This window comes from Brevibacillus sp. DP1.3A (assembly GCF_013284245.2).
Taxonomy (GTDB): Bacteria; Bacillota; Bacilli; order Brevibacillales; family Brevibacillaceae; genus Brevibacillus.
Genome location: NZ_CP085876.1, coordinates 3,714,269 through 3,725,937, shown reverse-complemented (window position 1 = coordinate 3,725,937; position 11,669 = coordinate 3,714,269). Strand labels below are relative to the sequence as shown.

At 46.3% G+C, this 11,669-nt stretch carries 10 protein-coding genes; all 10 read left to right on the top strand.

Translation table 11 applies throughout. The annotated features are described in order from the left end of the window. Positions 1-12 precede the first annotated feature (12 nt). The 10 genes from HP399_RS16810 to HP399_RS16765 all read left to right on the top strand — a co-directional run bounded on the left by HP399_RS16810 (position 13) and on the right by HP399_RS16765 (position 11,570). Positions 13-789, top strand: a complete 777-nt coding sequence (locus tag HP399_RS16810; RefSeq protein WP_173617689.1) for an enoyl-CoA hydratase/isomerase family protein — start codon at positions 13-15, stop codon at positions 787-789. Positions 790-810: 21 nt separating this feature from the next. Continuing rightward, entirely contained in the window at positions 811-1,578 is a 768-nt protein-coding gene (locus HP399_RS16805) for a 3-hydroxyacyl-CoA dehydrogenase (protein WP_173617688.1), read from the top strand. A gap of 34 nt (positions 1,579-1,612) precedes the next feature. Continuing rightward, positions 1,613-2,380: an electron transfer flavoprotein subunit beta/FixA family protein gene (locus tag HP399_RS16800; protein ID WP_173617687.1), complete on the top strand. Its 768-nt coding sequence runs from the start codon at positions 1,613-1,615 to the stop codon at positions 2,378-2,380. A 22-nt stretch (positions 2,381-2,402) separates the two neighbouring features. After that, positions 2,403-3,371: an electron transfer flavoprotein subunit alpha/FixB family protein gene (locus HP399_RS16795; RefSeq protein WP_173617686.1), complete on the top strand. Its 969-nt coding sequence runs from the start codon at positions 2,403-2,405 to the stop codon at positions 3,369-3,371. Positions 3,372-3,591: 220 nt separating this feature from the next. After that, positions 3,592-4,989, top strand: a complete 1,398-nt coding sequence (locus HP399_RS16790) for an aldehyde dehydrogenase family protein (protein WP_173617685.1) — start codon at positions 3,592-3,594, stop codon at positions 4,987-4,989. Between the two features lie 32 nt (positions 4,990-5,021). Beyond that, a complete protein-coding gene (locus tag HP399_RS16785) occupies positions 5,022-6,623 on the top strand; it encodes a long-chain-fatty-acid--CoA ligase (protein WP_173617684.1) in 1,602 nt (533 codons plus the stop codon). A gap of 26 nt (positions 6,624-6,649) precedes the next feature. Beyond that, positions 6,650-7,693, top strand: coding sequence for a zinc-dependent alcohol dehydrogenase family protein (locus HP399_RS16780; protein ID WP_173617683.1), 1,044 nt, complete (start codon positions 6,650-6,652; stop codon positions 7,691-7,693). 139 nt (positions 7,694-7,832) lie between these two features. Further along, positions 7,833-9,740, top strand: a complete 1,908-nt coding sequence (locus tag HP399_RS16775) for an alkyl/aryl-sulfatase (protein WP_173617682.1) — start codon at positions 7,833-7,835, stop codon at positions 9,738-9,740. 235 nt (positions 9,741-9,975) lie between these two features. Continuing rightward, positions 9,976-10,392: a PaaI family thioesterase gene (locus HP399_RS16770; protein ID WP_173617681.1), complete on the top strand. Its 417-nt coding sequence runs from the start codon at positions 9,976-9,978 to the stop codon at positions 10,390-10,392. Beyond that, positions 10,389-11,570: a CaiB/BaiF CoA transferase family protein gene (locus HP399_RS16765; protein WP_173617680.1), complete on the top strand. Its 1,182-nt coding sequence runs from the start codon at positions 10,389-10,391 to the stop codon at positions 11,568-11,570. The genes HP399_RS16770 and HP399_RS16765 overlap by 4 nt, the downstream gene beginning before the upstream one ends. Positions 11,571-11,669: the final 99 nt, after the last annotated feature.

The window sequence follows — 11,669 nt, the reverse complement described above, 5'->3', positions numbered from 1 at the left end:
GGAGAGACAGCGATGAGTCTGGTCAATGTTGAAAAACGGGGAAGAATCGCGATTGTCACCATCGACAATCCACCGATGAACGCATTAAGTGCTGGGGTCAAAGAAGAATTGCGAGTCATATTCGCTGAGCTCCATGCAAACGCCGACGTGCTGGCAATCATTTTGACAGGAGCTGGGCAAAAAGCATTTGTAGCGGGAGCCGACATCAAAGAGCTGCCAAAACGAATCGGAAATCCAAATTTGCTTCCTCAATTTATGGAGAATCACAACTTTTTTAACAGCATTGATTATTCTCCGAAACTGACGATTGCTGTTATAAATGGATACGCACTTGGAGGTGGCTGCGAGCTTGCCTTGACATGTGATCTACGCATTGCGGAACAGCACGCATTTATTGGGGTGCCAGAAGTGAAGCTTGGGCTGCTCCCCGGGGCAGGCGGTACACAGCGTTTACCGCGCCTGATTGGAGAGGCGAAAGCAAAAGAATTGTTGTTTACAGGTGAGCATATTACCGCAGATGAAGCCATGCGGATTGGCTTGGTCAATCGTGTCGTACCCACTGGCGAGGGACTGGGAGCAGCGCTGACTCTTGCGCAAAAAATTTGCCAAAACTCGCCTTCTGCTCTTCAGCATATTAAAAAAGCGGTGGATGAAGGAATGGAGCTCCCTTTTCAGCAGGCACTCAAGCTTGAGGCTGAATTATTCCAAGATTTGTTCTTGAAAGAAGACGTAAAAGAAGGCGTACAAGCGTTTTTAGAAAAAAGGAGCCCGCAATTTCAAGGGAACTAGACAATAAAGGAGAGAAGGGCAATGGATTTCAAAAACAGTGTGGTAGCAGTTACCGGCGGTGCTTCAGGTCTGGGAGAGGCTACTGTGAAAAATATCGTAGCGCATGGTGGAAAAGCACTCATGATGGATGTCAATGATGAGAAGGGAACCCAACTCTCCGAAGCACTAGGCGACCAGGTTCTTTATGTGAATACAAACGTCGTCGAAGAAGCGGATGTCAGGTCAGCATTAGACCAAGCGGTTGAAAAATTCGGTAAAATAACAGCGGCCGTTAACTGCGCAGGTATCGGCGGTTCGCAAAAAACGTATGGAAAAAACGGCCCGTTCGATCTCGCACTTTTTACAAAGATTATTCATGTCAACTTGATCGGAACCTTCAATGTCATTCGTTTAGCAGCAGAGAAAATGAGCGAGAACGAACCGAACGAGCTAGGGGAAAGAGGGGTTATCGTTAATACGGCATCTGCTGCTGCCTTTGAAGGGCAAATGGGTCAAGCTGCTTACAGTGCATCAAAGGGGGGAGTCGTTGGGATGACGCTTCCCATTGCAAGGGATCTATCCTCGCTTGGCATTCGTGTCGTTACGATCGCGCCAGGTCTTTTTGAGACGCCGATGCTAGGCAGGGCTCCCGAGCATGTTAAGCAAGCACTAAGCGCTATGGTCCCGTTTCCCCAGCGGTTGGGGCAGCCGAATGAATTTGCCCATCTCGTTCGAAGCATTATCGAAAACCCGATGTTAAACGGGGAAGTCATTCGTTTAGATGGTGCACTGCGTATGCAGCCAAAGTAATCGAAAATAAAACGAAGTCCGGAGGAGAATGCAGATGAACATTTTAGTCTTGTTGAAACAAACATTTGATACCGAAGAAAAAATCGTGATTCACAACGGTCAGATCAATGAAGAAGGCATCGAGTTTATCGTGAATCCTTATGACGAGTATGCTGTCGAGGAAGCAGTCAAGCTAAAGGAAGAAAACGGAGCAGAGGTCACCGTGATCACCGTTGGCCCAGAGCGTGCGGAGGGTGCTCTTCGAACCGCTCTTGCGATGGGAGCAGATAAAGCGATACTCGTCGATCCAGGTGAAAACGAAGCGGATGAATACACCATTGCTAGTTTGATTACGGCAGCGATTAAGGATCAATCATTCGATTTGATTCTCGGGGGCAATATGTCTGTAGATAGCGGGGGAGGACAGGTTGCGATTCGGGTTGCAGAGGCATTAGGTATCCCACACGTATCTACGATTACGAAGCTTACAATCGATGGCGACAAAGTAACAGTCGAAAGAGACGTAGAAGGCGATATGGAGATCATCGAAGTCGGTCTCCCACTCTTGGCGACAGCTCAGCAAGGGTTAAACGAGCCGCGCTACCCGTCTTTGCCAGGCATTATGAAAGCAAAGAAAAAGCCAATGGAGCGTTTGACTCTGGAAGATTTGGCTCTTGCAAACGATGAAAGGAAGGCCCGCACAACGATTGTCGAGCAGTATTTGCCTGCCAAGAAGCAAGCAGGTCGCCTATTGAGCGGAGAAATCAAGGAACAGGTAATCGAATTGGCACTACTGCTGCGTACAGAAGCGAAGGTCATCTAAAGTAAAAAGGAGAGGATTAACCGTGAGCAAAAAGGTTCTGGTACTTACCGAAGTAAAGGATGCAAAATTACGTAATGTATCTCTCGAGGCATTAACTGTCGCGAATCAGGTCGCGGCAGGGGGAGAAGTCATCGCGGCGTTGTTCTCGCCGAATGCGGAAGCGTATGTGCAGGATATCAGCAAATACGGAGCCAATACCTTGTATGTAACGAAAACCCAAGCGATATCTACTGGCACAACCGAGGCGTATAGCCAAGCATTTACGCAACTCATTCATGAAGTTCAGCCAGATGTTGTCTTGGTCGGCCATACTTCATTGGGAAAAGATATCTCACCAAGAGTAGCGGCCAAATGTGGAGCGGGACTCATTTCAGATTGTACGGCTGTAGAGACAAACGGAGAGCAAATCACGTTTGTTCGTCCGATCTATGCGGGGAAAGCGTTTCAAAAAAAGAACTTCCAAGAAGGAATGGTGTTCGCAACCCTGCGCCCCAATAATTTTGAAATCATAGCGACAGCTGTGCAAACCGTGATCGTAGATTTTCAGCCAGAAATCACTGATCTTCGTACCATCATCAAGGAAGTCGTGCGAAAAACAGCAAGTGGTATCGATCTCAGCGAAGCCAAGATCATCGTCGCTGGTGGACGCGGTGTGAAAAGCGCGGAAGGCTTTCAACCCCTGCAAGAATTGGCTCAGGCACTTGGCGGTGCAGTGGGAGCGTCCCGTGGAGCTTGCGACGCCGATTACTGCGATTACTCCTTGCAGATCGGACAAACAGGAAAAGTAGTGACACCCGATCTGTATATTGCGTGCGGCATCTCAGGGGCTATTCAACACTTGGCGGGAATGTCCAACTCAAAAATTATCGTGGCTATTAACAAAGACCCGGAAGCACCGATCTTTCAAATTGCCGACTACGGAATCGTTGGAGACCTGTTTGAAGTCGTTCCACTGCTGACAGAAGAATTGAAGAAAGTTCTCGTATCATAATCCCAGGAACTGTCTGGAAAATACACTCCGTGTGTCTGGTATCGTAGCAATTTCAAACAACTTCGCTCCATTCCATGACGATAAATCTAAGCAAGACAGTGATTTTCTTTTGGTATGATACTTGCTGGTTGATAGAAGTGTTTTCCAGATATCCTTTCCTCACCAAGATCGACATTCTGATGATGAAAATGCGTTAACGAATGATCGGAGGGCTTTCTTGATGGTTGATGTTACGGATCAAATTCAACAAGTATTCGAGTTACAAAAGAAACATCAGCATGTTGTCAAAAGAACCAGTGCCGCAGAACGTATACAAAAATTACAGAAACTAAAAACAATCATTCGTACGCAAACTCCTGCTATTTTACAAGCGCTTCAACAAGATTTGGAGAAGCCTTCTTTTGAAGCCGTCACAACAGAAGTGCTCGGTGTCATTCATGAGATTGATCGTTTTATCGCCAGCTTGGAACAATGGATGCAGCCTGTCGAAGTCGCTACACAAAGCGTGGGAGCAAGTGCGAGAATTATGTGGGAGCCAAAAGGACAGTGCCTGATTTTCTCGGCGTGGAATTTTCCATTTTACTTGCTGTTTCTTCCGTTAATTCCTGCGATTGGGGCAGGGAATGTATGTATCTTGAAGCCTTCTGAAATGGCGCCAGCAACCAGCCGACTTGCGACGAAAATCGTTCGCGAGGTGTTCGAGGAATCTGAGGTTGCCATCTTTGAAGGGGGAGTGGATGTTGCAGAAGCTTTGCTAGCACTTCCATTTCACCATATCTTCTTTACGGGGAGTACTTCGATTGGCAAGCATGTCATGCAGGCAGCTGCGAAACATCTGGCATCCGTTACATTGGAGCTGGGCGGCAAATGCCCGGTGGTTGTCGATGAGCATGTTGATTTGGAGAAAATGACTCCTCGCATCGCATTTGGCAAATTTGCGAATGCCGGACAAATTTGTCTTGCTCCAGACTATGTTTTTGTCAAAGAGCATCAACTCGAAGAATTTGTTCAGCATGTGGAAGCGTATGTCCAACGTAGCTATTTTGAAAATGGACAGCTTACCCAAACAGATATGGCCAAAATTATGAATGAACGTAATTTGCAGCGTTTGCAAGATTTGTTGGAGGATGCTGTCTCCAGAGGGGCGAAAGTACGATTTGGTGGTACGATTGAAGATGAAAGAATTCACCCGACACTCTTAACGGACGTCCCTCTGGAAGCGAAAATCATGCAAGAAGAAATATTTGGACCGATTATGCCAGTCCTGACGTATACCGATTTGGATGAAGTGATCGAGTATATTGATTCAAAGCCCAAGCCTTTAGCTTTGTACATCTTCAGTGATCATCAACGTATTGTGGACAATCTGCTTGCCAGAACAACTTCTGGAGGAGCAACCGTGAATGATGTCATGCGGCATATGGCGGAACCGAATCTGCCTTTTGGCGGAATCAATGAGAGCGGGATTGGACGATATACAGGAGTTTATGGATTCAAGGAGTTTTCGCACGAACGGGGTGTTCTCTTCCAAGCACCAGTGGGAAGCAATCCAATGGAGGAATTTGCACGTGCTCCCTATAAAGGAAAGCTAGAGACGTTGATGCAAAGATTGAAATAATCGGATCTGCATAATTACGTTCTTTTCGAGGGGTGAGTGGCTTGAATAAACCTTGGTTCGCATTTTATCCTCCAGAAGTTTCGCACGAAGTAGAGATTCCATCCATAACCATTTATGATGTGCTAGAACGAACGGCTCGTCTACATTCTTCCAATATCGCAATCTCTGACGGCGAGAGAGAAATCACTTATTCACAACTAAAGGAAGCGTGTGAACGGATTGCTTCTGCCCTTTATCGACGCGGTTATCGAAAGGGTGATCGCATCGGGATCATGGTTCCAAACAGCATGGAATATGGGCTATCCTTTTTTGCTATTCAGTGTTTAGGGGGAGTGGTTGTTCAGATCAACCCGAATTTTCAGCCTGCCGAGTTGGAACATCTGCTCAAAGATTCAGAAGCGACAGGGGTCATAGCCTTTCGAGAACAGAAAGAGAAGCTGAAGAAAACCGGATTAGCTGAGCAAGTGACATTCATCGCAGCAGATCGGGAAATTTTTGAGGAAGATAATCTGCATCATTGGATTCTTCATGAGAGTCTCGACTTGCCGGAAAAGGATGTACAACCTGAAGAGCTTGCTGTCCTAACGTATACAGGAGGAACCACCGGCAGATCAAAAGGCGTCATGATCACACACACAAATATGATAGCGAATCTCTATCAATCATACGAAACAAATAAGTCCGTTTTAAGTAAAGCTGGACACTGCCAGCTAGGAATTAGTCCACTCTACCACGGTATGGGGCTGTTCAGCTTCATACAATTTGTCAAAATGGGGGCGAAGTACGTCCCTGTCGCAAAGTTTGAGATGGATCGTATTCTGGAGTTGATCCGCAAGCATCGGCCTACCTATTTTACGGGTTCTCCAACGATGTATATTGCTATCTTAAATCACCCGGACTTACAGAAAGACGACCTTTCGTATTTTCAAATGTGTATAGGTGGTTCAGCTCCTTTGCCTATTGAAGTGATGAAAAATTTTGAACAAAAAACAGGTGTCCCGATTATCGAGGGTTATGGCCTTTCGGAAGCGACATGTGCAGTGATGCGCAATCCACTGATTGGTCAACGAAAAGTAGGGAGTATCGGTCTGCCGATTCCAAATACAGATGTAAAAATTGTAGACACAGCTACCGGAACAAAAGAGATGCCGGTAGGAGAATCAGGTGAACTGATTGTAAAAGGCCCACAAGTGATGAAAGGATACTGGAAGAATCAACAAGAGACAGAGCGTACGATACGCGACGGTTGGCTGTATACAGGTGATATCGGGACCATGGACAGTGAGGGGTATTTCTATATTGTAGGACGAAAGAAAGATATGATCATCACGGGTGGCTTTAATGTATACCCGGTAGAAGTAGAAGAGGTCATTTACCAGCATCCGGCAGTGTTGGAGGCGTGCGTCTACGGTGTTCCTGATCCATATCGTGGCGAGACGATCAAGGCCGTGATTGTTCTCGGCAGACAAGCAAACGTGACGGAAGAAGATATTCAGAGCTGGTGCAGAGAACGCCTGACCAGATATAAGGTTCCTCGCTTGATCGAATTTAGGGAAGCGCTTCCAAAAACGCATGTAGGTAAAATCCTGCGTAGCAAATTGGTAGAAGAAGAACGGAACAAACAAAATATCTGATCAATAGAAATGAGGCGTGCCTGCACATGAGAGCTGCCGTTTTAGAAGCGTTTAACGAGCCTTTGGTCGTACGAGAAATCGCAGATCCGACACTGACTTCGGATGGGGTCATCATCAGATTGGAAGCAACAGGCGTATGCCGGAGTGACTGGCATGGGTGGACAGGACATATGAGTATGATTCAATCCTTTCCGCATATTTTAGGGCACGAGATGAGTGGAGTGGTGGAAGAGGTCGGAAAAAACATACGCAATTTCAAAAAAGGTGATCGAGTGATTGTGCCATTTAATGTCGGCGATGGGGTATGTCCGCATTGCGTCGCAGGTCACCACAATGTATGCGATAACCTCAAATTGATAGGCTTCGACTTGAATGGCGGGTTTGCGCAGTATATTCATATCGGAGAGGCAGACCAAAACCTCATGCATTTACCTGAAAACATTGATTTTGTTGAAGCAAGTGCAATGGGATGTCGCTTCATGACTGCCTACCATGGAGTCATCACGCAAGGAAATGTGCGTCCTGGTGAATGGGTAGCCGTATATGGGGCTGGTGGTGTAGGGCTATCTGCTGTTCAAATTGCGGCTGCTGCAGGAGCGAATGTCATTGCGGTGGACATCGCGGATGATAAACTGGCCTTTGCGAAAGAGCTGGGGGCAGTGGCTATCGTAAATAGCAAGCAAGTGAACGCTCCAGAGGCTGTGCGGGAAATAACAAAGGGCGGTGCGAACGTCTCTATTGAAGCACTCGGTATCCAAGAAACGTTTTTGAACGCTCTCCTGAGTCTCACGAAGCGAGGAAGACATGTCCAGATTGGCATGAGTTCGAATCCGAATGGAGGTCTTACTTCCGTTCCTATTAACTTTTTACTCCGGCAAGAAGCGCAGATTATTGGATCGATCGGCATGCCCTTGCCTGAATTTTCAACGATGCTGCGCTTAGTAGAAAGCGGGCGCCTTTCACCCGGGAGATTGGTCACGAAAACAATCTCCTTGGAAGAGATCCATGCCTCTTTTGAAGAAATGAATACGTATGCCGGTGTAGGAGTTACGGTGATTAACAAGTTCTAGGATGAACTGCTGCGCTTTACGGGCCATCGCTCTTGCCGTAGCGATGGCCTTGGTGCTTTTGCCAGATGCATACAAATAGGAGCCCATGGACAAAATATCCAATGAATATTCAAAAAAATAAACCTTTGGGGGTTTCGAAATGGCAGATTCGAAAATTAATCAGTCATTACCGGCGACGCCTTTTACCAAAAAAGCACAGGAGGCCGCTTATGTCTCTCTCCCTTTTGAAGACAAGCAAGATTTCGAGGATGCAAATAGAGGTTTCCTCGCCCCCATAGAAGCAAAAGTCATAAAAAATGAGGCTGGAAAAGTTGTTTGGGACATCGAAAAGCTCGGATTCCTTGATCAGCCTGCACCCGATACAGTCAATCCTAGCTTGTGGAGAAATTCGCAGTTACATGCAATTACAGGGTTGTTCAAGGTAGTAGAGGGCGTTTATCAAATACGTGGACAATCCATCGTCACGACCTTTTTCATCGAAGGAAAAGAGGGAGTTATTGTTGTTGATACATTAGCTGGTGTAGAATCCATGCAAGCCGCGATGGAGTTATATTATCAGCATCGACCTAAAAAACCGGTTACCGCGATTATTATCAGCCAAAGTCACGGTGACCATTTTGCAGGTACCGAAGCAGCACTTCAGTATGCGAAAAATCCCGAAATCCCGATTATCGCACCACAGCATTTTACAAAAGAAGCATTGAGCGAAAATGTACTGCTTGGTACGATCATGGCCCGTCGCGCAGGGTATCAATTCGGGAAAAATCTACCGGTTAACGCTACAGGAACGGTTTCTGTAGGGATTGGCCCCGTGACCAATTCGGGTAAGTTCAGCTTTGCGCTGCCTACGGTTGAGATCGTAAGCGAGACGCAGACTATGGAAATTGACGGAATGACCTTCGAATTTTTACTAACCCCCAATACAGAAGCACCTGCCGAAATGCACTTCTACATCCGCGATTACAAAGCTTTGTTTGTCTCGGAAAATGCCAACAAATCTATGCATCAAATCTACACCGTAAGAGGAGCAAAAACGCGAGATGCTTTGCTATGGGCAAACGCCCTGGATAAGACGATTGACTTGTTTGAGGCAGAAGAAGTGGATGCCCTGTTGATGATCCATGCTTGGCCAGTATGGGGCAAAGAAAACGCCATTGCCCATTTGAAAATGCAACGTGATCTGTATAAATATATGCACGATCAAACGGTGCGTTTAGCCAATCATGGATATACGATGGATGAAATAGCAGAAACGATTAAGCTTCCGGACACACTGGATAAATACTGGGGAAATCGAGGGTACTATGGAACGCTAAAGCATAACGTAAAAGGAATCTACAACTTTTATCTCGGCTATTACAGTGCGCATCCTTCTGATTTGGATCCGCTGCCACAGGTGGAAGCCGCCGAGAAATATGTTCAGTACATGGGTGGCGCAAGTAACATTTTGCAGCAGGCAAAGGCTGATTTTGAAAAAGGAGAGTATCGCTGGGTCGCTCAAGTAGTAAAGCATGTGGTCATGGCTGATCCCACTCATACAGAAGCGAAAAACTTGCTTGCCAATGCATTTGAACAATTGGGGTACCAAGCGGAATCCGCGAACTGGCGAAATGTGTATTTGGTCGGAGCTACTGAACTGCGTAATGGGGTAAATAAGGACAACTCTCCAACTGATGTATCAGGGATCATTACCTACATGCCCATTTCGGATTTCTTAAACCTGTTAGCCGTGAAAATTAACGGTCCCAAAGCAGAGGGCAAAAAGCTCACGATGAATGTAACAATCACAGATTCAGACCAATCGTTTGCTATGTACCTGGAAAATTCGGTTCTGGTGAACAAAGCAAATAAGCATGACGCTCATCCAGACGTTTCGCTTGTAACGGATCGAATGACTTTCTTTGCATTGATGCTTGGTCGTCTATCACTTGAGCAAGCCATGGCAACGGGAAAAATAGAAGTAATCGGTGACACGACGCCAATTAAAGTGTTTCTAGCATTATTGGACGAATTTGATCCATTTCCCGCTATTGTGACACCTGAATAAAGGCTCAGCGAGTTGACCCTTGAGGAAATCAAGGGTTTTTATTTTGGTCTTCCAGTGTCGATGTGTATAGATTTCATACAACTGTTCTAGATGTATACAATTTGCTTGCGCATAAAATTTATATCGCATGCATTTCATTCAATTAAGAACGAAAGGTTTCTTTGGCACGGCATTTGCATTTCAGATAAATCAACACAGATGGATTCACAGTGCAACTGCAAAGCGAGGTGAGAGTATGTCCATTACGGAACCCCCAAAACGGATACAAGCAGGATTTGAACGACATCTCGGCATTCAAATTACGCATAGGGAAGAAGGGCATGTGGTAGTTGAGCTGCTAATTACATCTGAATTGTTGAACGCCGGTAATTTGTTGCACGGAGGTGTCATAGCGAGCTTACTCGACCACGTAATGGGTTTGACTATTCGAACTCAGACGGAGTACAGCCTGGTAACGGTCAATTTAAACATTCATTATTTGGCCTCTGCCAAAGAGGGTGATCTCGTTGTTGGAACAGCAAAAATTCGCCATATAGGCAAAAGCCTTGCCACCGGTGAAGGAGAGGTACGAAACCGTGCAGGCAAACCTCTGGCGATAGCGACTGCTACCTTTAAGCTTTTATCTACCAATTTGAATGAGGTGAAACAATGAGCTTGTTGCGTGGCTATAAAGTTCTCGATTTCTCAACTTTACTGCCGGGGCCTTTTGCAACGACGATGCTAGCAGATCTGGGAGCAGAAGTGCTTCGCGTGGAATCGTTCACCCGACCGGACAGTATCAGGCAAGGTAAACAAGTAGATGGGGGTGTACCGGCAGCCCATGGCTACTTGAATCGCTCGAAATCATCCATCGCGCTTGACCTCAAAAAACAAGAAGCCGTAGATATCGTAAAAGAGCTCGTGAAAGAATACGACATTGTCCTTGAACAGTTCCGTCCGGGGGTCATGGAACGACTCGGCCTTGGATTTGAGGCACTGCGAGCGATTAATCCGCGACTGATCTACTGTTCCATCACCGGATATGGTCAAACTGGCCCGTATCGTAATCGACCTGGGCATGACAACAACTACTTGTCTATTGCAGGAATCAATGATTACTCCCGGAGAAAAGGATCGCCTCCGTCTCCGCATGGTTTTCATATCGCAGATATTGCGGGTGGTTCACTCCACTCCGTGATTGGAATGCTGGCTGCTTTGTTGCATCGCGAGCGGACGGGTGAAGGTCAATACATTGACATCAGCATGACGGATGCTGCATTCGTATTAAATACCATCCATGGCGCTGGTTATCTTGCGTGCGGGGTAGAGCCTCAGGCGGAGGCCATGCGGTTAAACGGCGGTATTTTTTACGACTACTATGAAACAAAAGATGGACGGTATTTTTCAGTAGGCAGCCTTGAACCTCAATTCCGTAAGCTGTTGTGCGAGGCAATTGGGGGATCGGATCTGTTGCCATTGTCTTTCAGTGAATCACCAGATGATGTCCAAGCTTTTAAAGATTACGTTCGTAACGCGTTTCGAGCGAAAACCTTCGCGGAATGGACAGCCATTTTTCAGGAGATGGAAGCGTGTGTTGAACCAGTGCTCACATTTGCTGAAGCGTGCGAGCATCCGCAATTGAAGGCGCGCGAGATGATTGTGGATGTTCGGAAGCCGGACGGAACCACACAGCGACAATTTGGTTTTCCGATCAAATTTTCCGCAGCTCAACCAGAATATAAGCATATTGGAAGCAAACTCGGTGAGCATTCGATTCTCGTACTGAAATCGCTGGGTTATACCGACGAGCAAATTGCAACGCTTAAAGAAAACGAGGTATTTGCGTATTGAAAGTGTATGGATTTTATACAGTTCTATCATTATTTTTGTATTCAGCACATACACAATGAACGAAGAGGCTTTGACAGAGTCGATCATTGGCGAAAAAAC

Excerpts from the sequence above, each read along its gene's own strand:
- HP399_RS16765 (WP_173617680.1), top strand. The coding sequence starts at position 10,389 with ATGAGCTTGTTGCGTGGCTATAAAGTTCTCGATTTCTCAACTTTACTG.
- HP399_RS16775 (WP_173617682.1), top strand. The coding sequence starts at position 7,833 with ATGGCAGATTCGAAAATTAATCAGTCATTACCGGCGACGCCTTTTACC.
- HP399_RS16810 (WP_173617689.1), top strand. The coding sequence starts at position 13 with ATGAGTCTGGTCAATGTTGAAAAACGGGGAAGAATCGCGATTGTCACC.
- HP399_RS16790 (WP_173617685.1), top strand. The coding sequence starts at position 3,592 with ATGGTTGATGTTACGGATCAAATTCAACAAGTATTCGAGTTACAAAAG.
- HP399_RS16780 (WP_173617683.1), top strand. The coding sequence starts at position 6,650 with ATGAGAGCTGCCGTTTTAGAAGCGTTTAACGAGCCTTTGGTCGTACGA.
- HP399_RS16770 (WP_173617681.1), top strand. The coding sequence starts at position 9,976 with ATGTCCATTACGGAACCCCCAAAACGGATACAAGCAGGATTTGAACGA.
- HP399_RS16805 (WP_173617688.1), top strand. The coding sequence starts at position 811 with ATGGATTTCAAAAACAGTGTGGTAGCAGTTACCGGCGGTGCTTCAGGT.
- HP399_RS16800 (WP_173617687.1), top strand. The coding sequence starts at position 1,613 with ATGAACATTTTAGTCTTGTTGAAACAAACATTTGATACCGAAGAAAAA.